Origin of the sequence: Treponema denticola (assembly GCF_024181405.1) — a bacterium.
Taxonomy (GTDB): Bacteria; Spirochaetota; Spirochaetia; order Treponematales; family Treponemataceae; genus Treponema_B; species Treponema_B denticola_D.
In genome coordinates this window covers 2,249,675-2,267,347 of record NZ_CP051302.1, presented here as the reverse complement: position 1 = coordinate 2,267,347, position 17,673 = coordinate 2,249,675, and the positions used below count along the sequence as shown (strand labels likewise).

Genomic DNA, 17,673 nt, shown 5'->3' with positions numbered 1-17,673 from the left:
TTATTTTCCTCCCATTTCAGCCAAGGCTTCGTAGGCTTTTTGTTTGTATTCGATGGCATCTTGTTTTTCTGTATTTTGGTTTTCTAAAGCAAATTTAATAGCCATATCAAAGTCTTCTATTGCCTTTTTATATTCTTTGAGATCAAAATAAATTTTTCCTCGAATATTGTATAGAGAGGCATTATGAGGATACATCCTTATACCGGTATTACAGTCTTCTATGGCTTCTTTATATTGCCCTCTCATTGAAAATAATGTTCCGCGTATTCCATATAGTATACCTATCCATGAAGGCTTCATTTTTATCATCTTATTGACAATTTCAAATGCCTCATTATTTTTATCCATTTCCAGATATATAAAAAGTAGTCCATTATACGGCCATATATCATCAGGATCCAATTTAATAGCTATTTTAAAGTCGTTTATTGCATCATCAGTTCTTTCAAAATGTTCGTGCAATCTCCCTCTTAAATTGTATAGTTTTGCAGATTTCGGATTTAATTTAATTGCAGTATTTATATCCTCAAAAGCTTTTTCATATTCATTGATTTGTTCATAAGCTCGGCTTCTTGCTTCGTAATATTCATACGCTTTATCGTTTAAGTTTATCGCAGTATTTAAGTTTTCAATAGCTTTATTATAGTTACCTGCATCATTAAACAATAAACCTTTAAAATAATAGGCTTTATCTTCTTTCGGATTAAGCTCAATTATCCTATCAAAGTCAGCTAGAGCTTTTTCGTGTTCAGCCAGATAAACATATGCTTCTCCTCTGTTTAGATAGGCTTCAATATAAGCAGGATCTACTTCAATTGCTTTTGTATAATAATATATAGCCCTTGTTCCATCTTTTTTTTCTTTTGCACTGTTTCCTGCCATGTTAAAATATTCGGCTTGGCTATAGTTTTGTTTTTTACTTGTATCGGTTGTATTGTTATCTGTTGTTTTACAGCCGTAGATTAAGATTAATAAAAATATGATTGTGATAAAACGCTTATTTTTAGATTGCATTTGCGGCTCCTTGATTAATATTCCATTCTTACATTGCAGTACTAAATTTAATAATTTCTTATACGCTCATCCATTTGTCCCAAAAAGCTGAACTCACTCTTACCTTGGGTCTATAAATACTTGTGATATTGATTTCACGGATTTCGTTATTTACTTTATACTCAAAAACAGTAATGAATTTTACTTCTTTTATCTTCCTAAAACGTTTTAAATCTTTTTCTTTGTTTATAGTGTCAGGTAGAAATTTCCCAAGTAAAAACCTGCTTGACCATCCATATTTTGTACCAGGTCTATCGTCATAAATATTTAGCGGAGTATTTTTATATACTGTCCGATCAAAGTTCTCTTTAAAATTTGTATACCCCAGCTTACTTTCTAAAATATTTTCAGAATGTAGTTCCACTCCAATGTCTTCAATTATTAGTGTCCAATGTTTGATATGTATAGCTTCTATATCATCTCGATCTGTAAAAACTTTTATTAAGATCATTGAAGGAGATTCCATTTCAAAATAATAAAGCTCTATTGCGTGTTTTAAATCACAAAAAAATAAAAAACCGTCTTTTGTATATTTTTCAAGAACAGCTGCTTTTTCTCCTGTCTTTATAAACTGTTTAAATTCTTTATAATATTCATGAATAAAGTCTACACTGACATTTGTTTTATGCCATAATACTATATTAAATAAAATGATCAGTACCAGTAAAAATATAAAAAAAGATTTCATTTAATATCTCCTACTTGCGGGAATTACCTAAAATCCAATAAGGCACGATATCTACTACAGTATGCCCTATCCCTCTTGCGGCATACTCAGTCCACCTTGGTACATCATACCAATTTTCGGGAGGAGCTCCAGGATCAATATAGTTATAGGTTCCACGTATTTTATCATCGGTAACTACTCTTGGATTTTGGTCTACAAGCGATTTTCCATCATAAACAACTTCCCATCCGTTCGGATGACAATATTTCCTTTCTTTTGGCTCAATACCATCTTGATGAAATATGTCACGGGTTTCTCTCCTCCATTCCATTTGTTCATCTAAAATAATCTTATGCGTGTATATTGAAGTATCATATTTATTTAATTTATCACGCATTTCATAATGCCACTCTGTGGCACCATACCATATTGTTTGAGGAATATTTTCCAATGTTTCTGATAACATATTATGTTGTCTACTGTGAATATCATTAGCCGCGGCTCTGCGAATCATAAGACGCCTCTCGTATTCAGGCGGATTAAAAATTTTTAAAAGCATATTCTCAAATATTCCGCCTGTTTTTTCATGTATATTTGATTTTGCAAAATTTTGTTTACCATCTATTTTGTTTTTTTTATTATGTGATTGATTATCCACAGTGCCTATAGTTTTAGTGCTGACATTTTTATTTTCTTTTTTTTCATCATGACCATATTTTATACTTTTTTCATCCTCATATATTGTATCTTCTTGTCTGTCATAGTTATCGCTTGCTTCCTTATCCTTGTTTTGAGTTTGTTCCTTCGGCCGTTTTTTTTTATCGGATTTTTGAGATGGTGTTTCGGGCTTTGCATTTTCAAAGACTATTTTTTGTCCCGGATGTATCAGATCGGGATTTTCTATACCGCTATTTTTTGCAGTTTCTTTAATTTTTTCGGATAGTTCCTTGCTGGTTGCATCAGGATAGTGTTCCCGTACTATCTTACTTAAAGTGTCTCCTTTTTTTACCGTATAATCTCCTTCATTCTCATCTTTAGATGTCTGTTTACCGCCGTGTATCATATACAGCTCTTCAATGGTTAATATTCTGATTTTTGATTTTTTTATGTTTGAATTTTCTTTCATGCTAAATCCTCCTTAATGTATGATAAAATATGAATATAATGTATGATAAAATATGAATATTTTTTTGTCAATATAATAAAATTTTTTACTTTTCTCCCATTTCAGCCAAGGCTTCGTATGCTTGTTTTTTGTATTCGATGGCTTCTTGTTTAACTTTATCAATATTGTCCGGATCCAATTCAATAGCCCTATTAAAGTCTTCTATAGCTTTTTTGTATTCTTTTAGGGCAAAGTAAATTGTCCCGCGTGTATGATAAGAAATTGCACTGGAATGATTTAATTTTATTGAATTATTACAATCTTCAATGGCTTTTTCATATTCATTAAGTTTTAAAAAAAATTCTGCACGTACATTGTATGTCGTCCACTCCGGTTTTAGTTCTAATGCCTTAGTTGCAGCATCAATGGCTTTATAATTTTTATCCGTTATCCCATATATATATAATAATCCTTTATAGGATGTTAGATTGTTTGGATCAATATTAATAGCTTCATTATAATTTTCTATAGCACTATCATATTTTTCTAAAATTTGATATACAATGCCTCTTGTTTCATATAAACTGGGTATATTGGGATTTAACTCAATTGCAATATTTATATCATTAAGAGTATGTATATATTGTTCCATTCTATAGTATACTTTAGCACGTATATAGTAATAATAGTAATTTTTATTGTTTAATTTTATTGCAGTATTTAAATTATTAATAGCAATATTATGATTGCTAAGTTTAGTAAAAACTAATCCTTTCCAATAATAAGCTCTATCTTCTTTCGGATTAAGCTCAATTACCTTATCAAAGTCAGCTAGAGCTTTTTCGTGTTCATTTACGTAATAATACATCTTTCCGCGGTTTAGATAGGCTTCAATATAAGTAGAATCCGCTTCAATGGCTTTTGTATAATAGTATATAGCCCTTGTTCCGTCTTTTTTTTCTTTTGCAGTGTTCCCTGCAATGTTAAAATACTCGGCCTGACTGTAGTTTTGTTTTTTTTCTGTATCGGTTGTATCGCTATTTGTTGTTTTGCAGCCGTAGATTAAGATTAATAAAAATATGATGGTGATAAAGCGTTTATTTTTAGATTGCATGCGAAATCCTCTGCTTACAAATATTTTAATATATAAAGTTTATATTGTCAATTATTTTTCTTGCCCTCTTTTACTCTTTTAAAAATAGAGTTATACTAAAATATAGACTTTTGTTTTTAAAAAATGAGTTTTTACTCTGTGCCCCTTTTTAAGAACATTAGTCACTTTTATACTAATAGGAGAAGAGTATGCAATCATTAAAAGGAACAAAGACCGAACAGAATATCCTTTCGGCTTTTATCGGAGAGTCTCAGGCTCGTAATAAGTACACATTTTGGGCAAGCACAGCCGAAAAAGAAGGCTTTGTGCAAATCGCAAGGATTTTTATTGAAACGGCAGAGCAGGAAAGAGAACATGCAAAACGCCTCTTTAACTTTTTAGAGGGCGGAGAGGTTACCGTTTCGGCTACGGCTCCTGCAGGCGTGGTAGGTACAACTTTGGAAAATCTAAGGCAGGCTGCCGCCGGTGAAAATCATGAATGGCAGCACATGTATCCGGAGTTTGCTAAAACTGCAAGGGAAGAAGGTTTTCCTTTAATTGCTGCCGTTATGGAGAGCATCGCTGTTGCCGAAAAATACCATGCAGAAAGGTATGAGGCCTTTATCAAAAGGCTCGAAGAGAATTCTATGTGGGTACAAGAAAGTCCGACAACATGGAAGTGCTTAAACTGCGGCTTTATCGTGGTCAGTAAAAACGCTCCTGAAAAATGTCCTGCCTGTGCTCATCCCAAAGCTTATTTTGCCCGTTTGGAAGAAAGTTTTTAAACTTATCAAATTTTAAACTTAATCTAAACACTAAGCTTATCCTTCCAAAGAGGGGTTTTCAATTTTTTGATAAGCCCCTCTTCGAGAAGCTCTGCACTTAAACGCTTTACGTCCCCTGCTTCCCAAAATGTTTTCTTTGAAGAAAAAAAATCGATTGCTTCATTTTGAGTAAAAATTTTTTTATTTGCTTTTATAAATTTTATAAAAAGCTTTTCGTCTTCGGGATATTGAACCGCCGTTTTATTACAAATATCGCAGCCCGAACAGGCTATTACTTCTTCATCGGGATTGGAAGCTTCTGCTCTTGTTTCACCGAGGGCCTTTAATAGAACCGCCCTGCGGCACTTTCCGCTTTCGGCAAAGTCTTTAAGAACACCTGCCCTAAGACGCTGTTTTTCCGGCAAAAGCTCTATCCGCTTTCTATCGGCAGGCGACCATAGCAAAACTGCCTCGGCAATGCTCCCGTCCCGCCCGCCCCTTCCTGCTTCTTGAATATAGGCTTCGGCAGTAGGAGAAGGATCCATGTGAATTACCGTTTTAACATCCTTCTTGTCAACGCCCATCCCCCATGCACATGTACATATCAGTATACCGCTCTTATGTTCATGGAACCATTTTTCGGTTTCGGTTTTTTCTTCTCTTTCGAGGCCTGCATGATAAAATCTTATATTCTCGTCATTTAAGCGAAGGCGCAAAAATGAAGCTGTCTGTTCCGTTCCTTTTCGGCTGGAGCAAAAGATGACCATAGGTCTTTTTCTTTTTTGCACCTCTTCCAGAAGGGCAGGATTTTTTACCCTGCAATGCTTTACAAAATAAATTATATTTGTTCTATCCGATTCGCCTCGAACCAAATGAGCCCTGCCCTCAAAAAGAATTTCGGCTATACGCTGTAAAACCGGAGGACTCGCCGTTGCCGTAAAAGCTGAAACGGCGAATGGATGAAGCTTTTTGATTATGTTTGTAAGCTCAAGATAGGCAGGTCTGAAGCTGTCTCCCCATTCGGTAACGCAGTGTGCTTCGTCTATTGCCAAGTGAACCACATTACAGGCAGCAATCCTATCTATAAGAGTTCCGCCTGAAAGAACTTCCGGGTTTGCAATTATGAGTTTTGCAGGAGGCTTGCCGTCTCTCCCTTCCATGCGTGCAAGTTGGGCTTCTCTTTCTTCTTTAGTTTGGCCTCCTTTAAAGATGACAGGCTCAAGTCCGCCCTCCGCCATTCGCCTAAACTGATCGCTCATAAGGGCTAGGAGGGGATAGATGATTACTGTAGGCCCGTCCAGCAGGAGGGCAGGAACTTGAAAGCACAAAGACTTGCCGGCTCCTGTGGGAAGGAGAATAATTTGTCTGCCCCGCATAATTCCATCCTCATCATAAAGTGAAGTTATTTTTTCTTCTTCGGCGTTTGAGGTAATTTTTTGCAGCAATTTTGTTTTTGCATCTTTGTCCGAATCTTCCCCGCCTTTATTTTTAAGTTCGGTTTGTTCGGCTTCAATGCGGGCTTCCACTGCGTGAACCGCATCTAAGATATTGGCTATTGCAAGCCTCTGCCAAGGATAGAGCGACGGAATACCGAAAACGTTTTTTGCACAAACTGCAACGGCATCTTCGGTTTTTTCCAAACTGTATTCGGGGTTGTCGGTTTCGCAGACAAAGGGGCAATAAAGATCGTCAGGCGTATCATCCCATCGGTACAGCTCATCGTTTTCTTTTAAATTTTGACTTTTCATTTTCACCTCTCAATATTATTGTACGAGATAGATGAAAGAAATAGTAATTTTTTAAAAAGAAGTTACAACAGAAAATTACAGGATTCAAGGGTTTTAAAATTTGAACCTGCGGCGAGCCTTATAAGATAGAATAAAAAATCTTTTAATTCGGCGTAGGCTTGATCCGAAAGGTTTAATTCTCTTGAAATTTTGGGGATAAGATTTTGAACCGCAAAAAGGTATAAAAGGCTTTCGCCTGAAAGAGGAAAGGCCGGTTCGTGTTTATCAAGGCAGGAATTGCAAACGCAAGAATCCTCATGCGGAACGAAATAAAAGTTTTTTTCGCCATAAGAAGGGGTTGAAACGCTTTTATTAAGGCAATCCGTTTCCGGTATTTTAGTTGAAACCCTTATTCCGCAGCGGCAGCAATGTTCCATATCAGGAGCAAGCCCCGATAAGGAGATTACCCGCCACAAAAAACGGAGCAGAGCTTTTTTACACTCGTTTTCGGAAGAAACGGCAATCCCCGTTAAAAAGGAATTTATGATTTGCCAATCGATGTTTCCCTTAAGCTTTACGGCTAATTCGGCGGCAAAGGCGGCACACCAAATACGGGTCAGGTTATCGCTTAGGCCTATGCGGTAATCGCTTACCTTAAAGTCGCTTATCTTGTTTGAGTTTTTAATGGGGTTGGAATAAATCCAAACCTCTCCTGTGTGATAAGGGATGACCATGCTTCGCAGTTTGCTTTTAGGCCCACCGAAGACGGCTGCATCTACCAGCTTGCAGGAGTGTTCCGTATCGGGTAAGAGGAGGAGGGCATTTCTGTGCCCCTCCCCGAATGTCTTCAATGAAAGAACAAGGGCTTCGGAAGACCAAGAGCGGTTTGCCATTTTTATTTAGTGTCTGTTTGATTGTTTTGAGAGCCGTTTGTATTACCGGATTGTAAGAGGTCTTTAGCTCTTCGGCTCAACGCTCCGTTTTTTTCGTCTTCTGCAATTAAGGAAACAAGAGGCACCAGCTCGGGATATTTATTCCGTTTGAACATATCAAGCCCTATACTCTTAAAAATCGGATCCTTATGGTTTAGATAGGCCTCTGCTATGGGGGCTGTTCCTCTGTTTTCAACTTTTGAAATAACCTTGCCGAGCTCTGCGGAAAATTTATTTTTTTGTTTGTCCGAAATAGCTTTTAATGCAGCCTTCTTTACATCATCGAAAATTACATTAAAATTATTCTTTAAAAGGCTTTCGGCAATTTTTAAGCGGATTGATAAGCCTGTTCTTTCTTCATTAAAAGAATCTATAAGCCATTCGTTTGCTTCCGCATTGTTAAAATGGGAGAGGGCTTCGATGGCAGCCAGTTTTACAACATTTTCAGGATCTTTTTTTGCTCGGTATAAGATAAACGGAACGGCATCTTCCGCTTTTTCTTCTTTTGCGGACTGAACGGCTTGAAGCCTTACTTTATAATAGGAATCCTTAAAGGCTTGAGTCAAGATGCTTTTGGCTTTTGCGTCTTTAAAGCCTGCCATGCCCTTTATCGCAGCTGTTCTTAAAACCGGATCCTTATCTTCAAAAAGTTCCGACAAAACCGGAACAGCGCCTTCGCTGCCTATTTTTCCAAGAGCTGAAGCAGCACTGCCTCTTATGATGGAATTTTCATCGGAATCTTCAGCAACTCTAATTAAAAAATCACTGATTTCGGGAGTGTGTAAATCTTCCAATGCAAACATTATGTTTTGTTTTATTATCAGTGATTTTTTTTCATCATCTGAAGCCTCGGAGTCAAAAAGCTCTGTAAGAAAAACGGCATCTTCTGGTTTTCCTATCTTTCCTATTGCCGAAATACAAAGGTCCCTGTACTCGCTTTCTTCATCTTTTAAGATTTGCCTTAAAAAATCTATACCTTCATATATCTCAAGCTCCCGTATATAGGAAATCGCTGAACGGACGGTTTCTTGGGGGGCGTCATCTTTATTTTCTAAGACCATGAGGGCGTCGGCCTTTAAGCAATCGTTCTTTTTTTCGGCAAAGTAAGCAAATAAGGCTTCTCTGATTGCAGGAATCTTGGTCTCGGCAAATACTTTCTGCAAATCGGCATCAAAGCGGTCATCTTCATCGGCTTTTAGCCTTTTTATAAGCTCTAAAATATCGTCGCCTATGCCGTAAAGAATCGTATCTCTTTTTTCTTCAAATTCCGAAACTTCTTTTTTCTTTTTTTCATCAGCTTGAGCTGCCTGATTTTCTGAAGGAGCTTGGGCGGTTTCTTGGGCTCCAAGTTGAACTGCTAAGCTTAAAATAAATAAGAGGCTCAGTGCGCCGGATTTTAAAAAAAAGTTTAATTCTTTTTTTAGGGTTTTCATAAATTATCCTCCGTGATACAAGTTTTGCCTTACAAAACACTACCGGTTTTAAGACTTATAAAATTACTTATTCTAAACGGTTTTCGTATTTCTTTAAAAAGTTTTTATAATAATCGTTAAAAGAATCGTTTTGAATGGCCTCTCTTATGTCTTGTACCATACTATATAAAAAAGCCAAGTTATGATAAGTTGCAAGCATTGAGTATAAAATTTCTTTTGTTCTAAATAAATGCCGCAAATAGGCCCTTGTATATTGTCGGCAAACCTTGCACTTGCATTGAGAATCGATCGGGTTAAAGTCAAACTCGTATTCTTTCCGTTTAATTGAAATGGCTCCTTCATGGGTAAAAAGGTTTCCGTTTCGGGCATTGCGGGAAGGCAGGACACAATCAAAAATATCGACTCCGTTTTTTACAGCCTCGAGGATGTAGTCGGGGGTTCCTATTCCCATTACATAGAGGGGTTTATTTTTTGGGATATGCTTTGCAGTAAAACTCAAATATTCTTGGTAGAGGTCTTTGGGTTCTCCTATGGAAAGGCCGCCTATGGCAATTCCCCTAGGCTCATGCTTTAAGATAGCTTCAAGGCTTTGAAGTCTTAGGTCTTCAAAGAACCCGCCTTGCACGATAGGAAAGAGGGCTCCGTCATATTCATCGGGGGTATTGTGCCAAGCTGCAAAGGCCCTGTCTAGCCAGTTCATAGTTATTTTAAGGTCGGCAAGGGTTTGGGTTTTGCTTATCCCAAAAGAAGAGCAGATGTCCAGCTGCATTTGAATGTCGCTGTTAAAACCCGTCTGCAATTCTACCGCAATTTCAGGGCTTAAAAATTGACGGCTTCCGTCTATGTGGCTTTGAAATTTTACACCCTCTTCGGTAATTTTTCTTAATTGTGAAAGCGAAAAAACTTGAAAGCCCCCTGAATCGGTTAAAAAGTTTTTTTTCCAGCCTGAAAAGCCGTGTAAGCCTCCTGCCGCTTTTATAACTTCAATTCCCGGCCGCAAAAAAAGATGGTACGTATTGGCCAAAATAATTTCAAAACCTATTTCGTCTAAGTCATCCTTTGTCATCGCCTTTACGGTAGCCGCCGTTCCCACAGGCATAAAGGCCGGAGTAAGCACCTTTCCATGAGGCAGCTCCAAAACTCCCGTCCTTGCAGGAGAAGCCGCATCTTGATGTAAAAGTGTAAAAATTTCTTTTTTTTCTTTCATTAAATCTTCAATCCTTTAACCGCTTGAAAGTTTATCATAAAGACGGGAAAAAATCAATTAAAGGGGAAGGTTGCCGGCAGGGGCTCGGTATTTAACCGAAACGAGGTTTGTCTGTATGTCGGTTACGAATCTATGTTAGTCTTACGATCGCACAGAAGTAAAAATAATAATGTTATCACTATATCATTCATAGATTTTATGATATAATATCAGAGAGGTGATTAAATGAAAACTGAATTGATTTTAAAAATAGATAAAAATATTGCTGAATCGATGAGACATTATGCGGTCAAAAATAAAAAAAGTATGTCAAAATTTGTTGAAGATCTTTTTAATAATTCAATGGGTGTAACTCAAAGGATAGAAGAAATATCTCCGCTTGTCAAAGAATTGAGCGGCATTATAAAAGAGCAGGATTTAGAAAATATAAGTTATATGAGTTATTTGGAAAAAAAACACGAAATATAAAAGATTATAAAGAAAGGGAAATAATAGTACAAACACCTAAAGAATTTATAAGCGATAATAAAAAATTAAAGCCTAACACCCGTTTCAACCTGACATTGCGAACAGCTGGGACTCGGTATTTAACCGCAGGGGGCGCAAAGAACGCAGAGGATTTTTTGGGAGCGCAAAATGTCGGATTGGTTTTGTATACCTGCCTTTAGATAGGTTAACATAACTATATTTATAATTATATCATGCTATTTTTAATTGTATCAATACTATATTTAGTTAAAATATTATGAATAAGTGTGTTTTTAAGAGAACAACAAAACCTTGTTATCAAAAGGCTTCGCAAGGAAAAAGAAAAGGCCGGTTTGTCCCAGTTGTCAGCTTGCAGCACTTGTTATACCACTGGCAGTATAGCTGCTTTTCTTTCGGTTACGATTTTATTTTACCGGAAAAACATAAAATTTCAAGATAGCAATTTTTTAAATATTTAAAAATACATGTCGGACAAATATTTTTGTATTAGACTTATTATCAATTATCTGTTCAAAAGTTGAAAATATATAAATGCAAAAAAGATTTGACATTCATTTAGGAATATAGTATAATTTAAAGACATTTATATTTAAGGAGGCACTTTTATGGATAAGCTATTGGATTTACAAAAGCTGGATGCAAAAAATGATGATTCAGTTATTTTTGCTATCAGTTGGGGCTCATGCAACCATCATAGTTGCAACAGTGGCCTGGATCCTGACGGAGACAAGTAATGTATGTTTTATAGCTATACAGAATTTAATATTTTGTATAGCTATTTCTTTGATTTCTGAAAAGAAAAACGAAAAGTTTTTATAATAGTGTTCAATTTTCAGATGAATTGATTGGTCTTATTTTTATTAAAAATAAGCGTTTTTTTAATAATGAGGTGTTTATCTAAATAAACGGTATGAAACATGTATCTTATTTTTCTCATTTCAAAAAACTGTACGGCTATGTATCCAGTGCAGGTAAAATTTTGCCGATAACGATAATATTATTGAGAATCGCTTTAGGTCTTATTCCTTTTGCATATATAAGTGTATATTCAAAATTTATTGATGGCATTGCCGGAAAAAATACTAATCTGATATCTATCATTCCTGTGTTTATTGTTGTTGCGCTGCTTAGTTATTTCAGTCAAAATTTTTTAAATAATTTTATTTCCCGGTTGTTGCTGAATTTGCAAATTAAACTTCGTTCTGTAAATATAGAAAAGATTTCACGATTAAAGTATGAACATATCGAAAATTCCGCTACGAACGATTTAATAAAAGAGGTCAAGGCCGGTGTGCCTAGTATACTTGTTTCCGGTTTTAGTTCTTATCTTGTTTTCTTAAAATTGCTTTTAAAAATACTTTCAGTAGCCGCTTATCTTATGATGTTTTCCCCGATGATGGCTTTAGTCATGTTCATATTACTTATACCGGTTGTAATGGTATCGTTAAAAACAGGAAAAGACGATTATGAGGCTTTTGCTCAATTTCAAAAAATAAGCCGCCGTATGGATGACTATGAAAAAATTCTTACCGATAAGGAATATGCTGAAGAAAGAACGCTTTTTAATTATATACGGTATTTTGAACAAAGATGGATTACATCATACAATGAGGCGACGGATATTTTCTTGTCAGTAAAAAGAAAAAGTTATGCAGGAATCAAACTTACTTCGGGACTCATTACTGTTTCATTTTTAGGTATGATGTTTTTTATGTTGCTCAATGTTATCAAGGGAACACTATCGATAGGTTCTTTTTCCGCAGTTTCAAATGAACTTTTAATAATGAGTTCTGCTATTTCATGGAACTTAACGCAATCAATTCATGAAATAGCCAAGACAAATGTTTTCCTTAAAACGATTTTTGATTTTGAAAATTTATCTGAAGAAATTCAAGAAACCGATTTTGAATTGAAGAATAGTGAAAAAAAAATATACACCGATTTTCCTGAAAATATTGATATAGAATTTAAGAATGTTTCTTTTACATATCCTGAAACAGAAAAAGAGATTCTTAAAAATGTAAGCTTTAAACTTGAACAAGGAAAATCGTATGCATTGGTAGGAGAAAACGGAGCGGGAAAGACAACAATAACGAAATTGCTTTTAGGTCTTTATAAAAATTATTCCGGTGAAATTCTAATTAATGGTGTAAATATAAAAGACATACAAGATTTTAATAAGCTGTTTTCGGTTGCGTTTCAAGATTTTGCAAAATATGAAATAACTTTACGAGAGAATATTATTTTTGATAAAGCTTCGGTTTCTGATGAAGAAATTTTAAAACAAATGCACGAGCTGTTTTTTGATATAGCGAAGTTTGAAAAAGGATTGGACACGGATTTGGGTTACTTGAGTGAAAATAATATAAACATGTCTATTGGTGAGTGGCAAAAAATTGCTTTATTGCGAAGTTTCTTTGCTATGGGTAATTATTATATTTTAGATGAGCCAACAGCGTCTCTTGATCCTGATGCAGAGTCAAAAGTTTATAATAACTTCTTGAAATTTATTTCAGGAAAATCTTCTATAATAATTACACATAGACTTGGAGCGGCAAAACTTGCAGATGAAATATTAGTATTGTCTGATGGTACTATTGTTGAAAAGGGTAGTCATGATGAACTTGAAAGAGCGGATGGTTTATATAAAGAAATGTATGAAGCTCAAAAAGGATGGTATGTATGAAAAAATCTTTTATAAAAATTTTATTTTATGAAATTGTAAGAATGATTAAAGCTAAAAAAGCTTTGTTTTTATTTTGTGTTACTTTGTGTGTTTTTGATGCCTTATTAGCTTTTGGATATATATTTTTTATTGGAAAACTTACAGAAAGTTTAACCCTGTTAAATTCATCAGCAGTAAAAAATACCGTTTTGTATGTTTTTGGAATTTTTTCTTTAATTATTTTGTTGCGAGAATTTTCAAATGCAATTTTAAATTATTATTTTGATAAGCAAAGAATGCTTGTTACAGGAAAACTAAAAACTGACTTTTTTAATAAAGTTGCTTCGTTTGATGTACTTGAATTTGAAAAGCCGGATTTTCTTGATTCCTTAGATAAAGCAAAAAACGGTTTAGATGGTTCAATTGACGGTCTTATTAATCTTGAACTTATTATTGCACAAAGTGTTGTTTATGTTCTTCTGGTAGCATTTTATATGGCTTCGATAAATCCGCTTCTTTTAATTGTTGTTTTAGGAGCTTTTATCCCAACCATGTTTACTTATGTTTTTAAAAATAAATTTAAAAGTGAAAGCGAAGATAAGTCGGCAATGTACAGAAGGCAAATGAATAAGTATGAATCGTGTATCACCGATAAAGTTTTTTTTAAGGAAAGTAGACATCTGGCACTTTTTAATTTTTTTGTTGGAAAATTTAATTCGTCGGCAAAATTATTTAAAAAGTATAAAACGAAGGAAATAAAAAAATTAACTTGGATTGGGATTATAACTAATGCATCTCAATTTTTAGGCTTCATAAGTATTTTTGTTGTTGTTTATTGTTTGTCAAAGGCAGGTTCAATAAAAGCGGGGACTATTGTTGCGGTTATTGCAAGTGTTAATTTATTGTTTTCGCATTTTAAGGAATTGTTTAATTATCATATTGCCGGTCTTGCAGATTCTTACACGGGAATGAAATTTTTTCATGCAGTTATGACTAAAGAAACTTCTAATAAAAATAAAACCGGGAAAATGGAAATTAAAAAAATACGCCTTACTGATGTTTCTTTTTCATATCCTAATAGCGAGAAAAAAGCCCTTAAATCGGTGAACCTTGAAATAAATGCAGGTGAAACTATTTGTATCGTAGGAAAAAACGGCAGCGGAAAGTCAACGCTTTCAAAAATATTGCTGGGACTGTATCAACCCGCTTCAGGTGAGATTATACTAAATGAATCAAAAAACGCATCTGAAGAAGCTCATTTGCTGTTGCAAAAAAACAGCTCCGCAGTTTTTCAAAATTTTAATCGCTATAATCTGAGCTTGGAAGAAAATATTAATGTGGCAGATGTAACTAAATCGGTAAAGAAAATTTCGCAAGCGGTAGAGCAACTTTCAGACACCTTACCTGATAAACAAAATACAATGCTTTCAAGAGAATTTGGCGGAGTTGACTTGTCTATGGGACAATGGCAAAAACTTGCTATTGAAAGAGGCCTTTTCAAAAATGCAAGTATCATTATTTTTGATGAGCCGACTTCGGCAATAGATCCGCTGCTTGAAATGGATTTACTTAACAGCATGCTTGATAATAAAACTCATAGTATAAAAATTATTATAAGCCACAGAATCGGGATTGCAACTAGAGCCGATAAAATCCTTTTAATGGATAATGGCGAAATTATTGAAAGCGGCAAGCATGATGACTTAATGCTTAAAGATACAGAGTATGGCAAGTTATTCAAAACTCAGCAGCAATGGTATAAATGAGAGATAAGTAGGATTTGAGATGAGAGATTTAGCAGAAATTAATCATTTAAATTATATTTGGAAAAATAAATTATATTATGACATAAAAGCTTATCATAAACTGAATAAAAATGATTATTATTATTCAGTTCTTAGTGAGATAGTATACACTAAACATCATTCTTCTATGGGGAAATTTCCATGGACATATATTGACTTTGGTGAAGAGCAAAATATATCAGGTTGGAAAATTCATATATCTGCAACTTTAGATAATCATATAGAGGTACTTAAAAAAGTATCAAAATTTGCTTTTGAAAATGAAATATCATTTAAATTTGCTTCTAATTTAAATAATTATGTGCATATTAATTCAAAAAATATAAATAGGGTTAGTAGTGGTAAGTATATTGTTATGTATCCAAAACAAAAAGACTTTGATGATATTATTGAAAAACTTTATGTTATGTTAAAAGAATATGATGGACCATATATATTGTCAGATAAATGCTATAAAGATTCTAAAATCTTATTTTATCGGTATGGTGAGATAAATCCTATTACCTTTCGAGATAATTATGGGACTCTAGCAACTAAAATCATTGATAACAAAAATGATTTAGTGACAGATGAGCGACTACCCTATTATAAAGTACCTGATTGGATTAGTGATAAAAAATATGATGCTATTTCTAATAATGAAGATTCTATTTTGTTAAAAAAATATCTTATAAAATCATGCCTGCATTTTTCTGCACAAGGAGGAGTATATAAAGGAGAAAGAAATGGTTTTGTTTATATAATAAAAGAAGCTAGAAAAAACAGCGGGCTGGATAATAGTTATATCTCGGCTGTTCAACGGACATCATCTGAATACGAAATTCTTTTGGAATTAAAAAATCAGAAATGCACGCCGAATCCAATTGAAAAAATAGAAGAATTTGGAAATGTCTATCTTGTACAAGAATATGTTAAAGGGGTAACATTAAGGTCTTATCCACATTCAAAATCACCATATTTCAATCCAATAAAAAATGAAAAGCAAATGCAGGTTAATTTAATTAATTATTACAATGAGGTTTTAGAAATAGCGGCCATTTTATTTGAGAATCTTGATAAAATTCATTCTATTGGTATAGTATTAAGAGATATCTCTCCTGGTAATATTATATTTGATGCCGATTCTCGAGAATTACGATTTATAGATTTAGAAACTGCATGTAAAATAGATTCTAATACTGAAACTGATTATTTTGTTGGTTTGTTTACGCCTGGGTTTAATTATTCAAGAAATGATCATAGTATTTATGAAATTGAATTGTATAAAGTTGCTTTAGTTCTTATGTATTGTATAGCTCCTTATAACTCATTATATGAGTTATGTGAAGAAAAAATTTTAGAGTTTTTAAGTATTTGTTATGATAAAACTGATGTGCCTGTTGAGTTGTTAAATTTAATATATAAATTAATAAAATTTAAATATAAAAATACAAAAGATGTTTTAAAAGATTTAAAATGCAAAAATAAAATTGAAAATAAAATTTTTACTAATAAAATAAAAAAATCAATTAATTATGATTTATTATGTAAGTCAATACTTAATAATATTCAATTGTTTACAGATGGTAAAAGTCCATTAGCATCAGATCCGCAATCTATAAATACAAATGAATACAGCTTTGGCTATGGCATGTTTGGTATGGTTTATTCTATAAGCTATTATGAAAAACTGTTGAAATGTGAAGGTTCAGGACAGTATAATTTTATTGTTACAAAATTTATGGCTGATTTTTATAAGAGGCCTACTTTATTTTCCAATGGATTATATATTGGGTTGTCAGGTATTGCGTATGTATTGCTAAAGCTCGGATTTAGGAAAGAAGCCAAAATTGTTTTGGAAAGGGTAAATTTGGAAAGACCACATAATATTTATGATTTTGCTTATGGTCTTTCGGGTAACCTTATTGTTAATTTAATTTTTTATAAAGAAAGTGATGATATTTTGTATTTGAAATTTGCTGAAGAATATGCTAAAAAAATTATTACTTCTGCTATAAAAAAAGATGGTATGCTTGTCTGGAAAGATTCAGAAGGCGATTGTTATTCTGGTTTTACAAGAGGTTGTTCAGGTATCGCTTACTCTTTATTATTGTTATATTTGCAAACAAAAGATAAAGAAACACTTTCATTAGCTGTTTCAGCTTTAGAAAGTGATTTGAGTCGTTTATTAGTTAATGAAAATGGTTTCTTATCTATAAATAGCAAACCTATAGGGGTAAAACCACCGGTGTATTCTCCATATATTCATAATGGAATTGCAGGGATAGGATGTGTTTTGATTAGATTTTATAAAATCACTAAATTGCCAAAGTATTTGAATTTAATTACTGAAATGATAGAAGCTTGCAGAGCTACTTTTATTTTATATCCTGGATATTTGAGAGGTTGTACTGGCATAATTTCATTTTTGCAAGATTGTAAACTGATTCTTGGTATGAAAAACTTAGATTCACATATTAATTATTTATTGGACTTATTGAATTTCCACTATGTTGAAATAGACAATCTGACCGGGTTTCCTGGTGATGAACTTTATAAAATTTCAAATGATTTGTTTACAGGTTCTTCAGGTATACTATTACAGTCTTTTCGTGAATGTGCAAAGTTACAAAATAATCCTTTTATACCTGGCGATGAATTGTTGTTTTGTGATGGGAGTTTGAACACCAATACTTAAAAAATGATTTTTATTTTACGAAACTTAACGCCATTTTGTAAAATATTTTTAAATTT

14 protein-coding genes and 1 pseudogene are annotated in these 17,673 nt (G+C 33.7%); 7 read left to right on the top strand and 8 right to left on the bottom strand.

Annotation, left to right across the window (positions count from 1 at the left end):
• From HGJ18_RS10645 to HGJ18_RS10630, 4 genes are all read right to left on the bottom strand, one after another.
• The gene (locus tag HGJ18_RS10645; RefSeq protein WP_253696378.1) at positions 1-1,014 is read right to left on the bottom strand and encodes a tetratricopeptide repeat protein; all 1,014 of its coding nucleotides are present in this window, start codon (positions 1,012-1,014) and stop codon (positions 1-3) included.
• Between the two features lie 58 nt (positions 1,015-1,072).
• Positions 1,073-1,741, bottom strand: a complete 669-nt coding sequence (locus HGJ18_RS10640; protein ID WP_253696376.1) for a hypothetical protein — start codon at positions 1,739-1,741, stop codon at positions 1,073-1,075.
• A 10-nt stretch (positions 1,742-1,751) separates the two neighbouring features.
• Complete coding sequence (locus HGJ18_RS10635) at positions 1,752-2,846, bottom strand: LysM peptidoglycan-binding domain-containing protein (protein WP_253696374.1); 1,095 nt, start codon at positions 2,844-2,846, stop codon at positions 1,752-1,754.
• Positions 2,847-2,931: 85 nt separating this feature from the next.
• Positions 2,932-3,939 (bottom strand): tetratricopeptide repeat protein, encoded by a 1,008-nt coding sequence (locus HGJ18_RS10630; RefSeq protein WP_253696372.1) that lies wholly within the window; start codon positions 3,937-3,939, stop codon positions 2,932-2,934.
• Between the two features lie 188 nt (positions 3,940-4,127).
• Here HGJ18_RS10630 and rbr point away from each other — a divergent pair, with 188 nt between their 5' ends.
• Positions 4,128-4,703 (top strand): rubrerythrin, encoded by a 576-nt coding sequence (gene rbr / locus HGJ18_RS10625; RefSeq protein WP_002672707.1) that lies wholly within the window; start codon positions 4,128-4,130, stop codon positions 4,701-4,703.
• 23 nt (positions 4,704-4,726) lie between these two features.
• On the opposite strand, the gene HGJ18_RS10620 is transcribed toward rbr, so the two are convergent.
• The 4 genes from HGJ18_RS10620 to tgt form a co-directional block, all read right to left on the bottom strand.
• Positions 4,727-6,430 (bottom strand): RecQ family ATP-dependent DNA helicase, encoded by a 1,704-nt coding sequence (locus tag HGJ18_RS10620; protein ID WP_253696370.1) that lies wholly within the window; start codon positions 6,428-6,430, stop codon positions 4,727-4,729.
• 62 nt (positions 6,431-6,492) lie between these two features.
• On the bottom strand, positions 6,493-7,302 hold the full coding sequence (gene recO / locus HGJ18_RS10615; RefSeq protein ID WP_253696369.1) for a DNA repair protein RecO: 810 nt from the start codon (positions 7,300-7,302) through the stop codon (positions 6,493-6,495).
• 2 nt (positions 7,303-7,304) lie between these two features.
• Entirely contained in the window at positions 7,305-8,774 is a 1,470-nt protein-coding gene (locus HGJ18_RS10610) for a HEAT repeat domain-containing protein (protein WP_253696368.1), read from the bottom strand.
• 67 nt (positions 8,775-8,841) lie between these two features.
• On the bottom strand, positions 8,842-9,981 hold the full coding sequence (gene tgt / locus HGJ18_RS10605; RefSeq protein WP_002692428.1) for a tRNA guanosine(34) transglycosylase Tgt: 1,140 nt from the start codon (positions 9,979-9,981) through the stop codon (positions 8,842-8,844).
• Between the two features lie 225 nt (positions 9,982-10,206).
• On the opposite strand from tgt, the gene HGJ18_RS10600 reads away from it, so the two are divergent.
• The 6 genes and pseudogenes from HGJ18_RS10600 (at position 10,207) to HGJ18_RS10585 (ending at position 17,617) form a co-directional block, all read left to right on the top strand.
• Positions 10,207-10,449, top strand: a complete 243-nt coding sequence (locus tag HGJ18_RS10600) for a DUF6364 family protein (protein WP_253696366.1) — start codon at positions 10,207-10,209, stop codon at positions 10,447-10,449.
• Between the two features lie 281 nt (positions 10,450-10,730).
• A pseudogene (locus HGJ18_RS12870) lies at positions 10,731-10,814 on the top strand (helix-turn-helix domain-containing protein); the annotation flags it as partial.
• Between the two features lie 261 nt (positions 10,815-11,075).
• Positions 11,076-11,204, top strand: coding sequence for a hypothetical protein (locus tag HGJ18_RS12800; protein ID WP_264306798.1), 129 nt, complete (start codon positions 11,076-11,078; stop codon positions 11,202-11,204).
• A 176-nt stretch (positions 11,205-11,380) separates the two neighbouring features.
• Positions 11,381-13,156, top strand: a complete 1,776-nt coding sequence (locus HGJ18_RS10595) for an ABC transporter ATP-binding protein (protein WP_253696364.1) — start codon at positions 11,381-11,383, stop codon at positions 13,154-13,156.
• Positions 13,153-14,901, top strand: coding sequence for an ATP-binding cassette domain-containing protein (locus tag HGJ18_RS10590; protein WP_253696362.1), 1,749 nt, complete (start codon positions 13,153-13,155; stop codon positions 14,899-14,901). The genes HGJ18_RS10595 and HGJ18_RS10590 overlap by 4 nt, the downstream gene beginning before the upstream one ends.
• Before the next feature lie 19 nt (positions 14,902-14,920).
• A complete protein-coding gene (locus HGJ18_RS10585) occupies positions 14,921-17,617 on the top strand; it encodes a class III lanthionine synthetase LanKC N-terminal domain-containing protein (protein ID WP_253696361.1) in 2,697 nt (898 codons plus the stop codon).
• Positions 17,618-17,673: the final 56 nt, after the last annotated feature.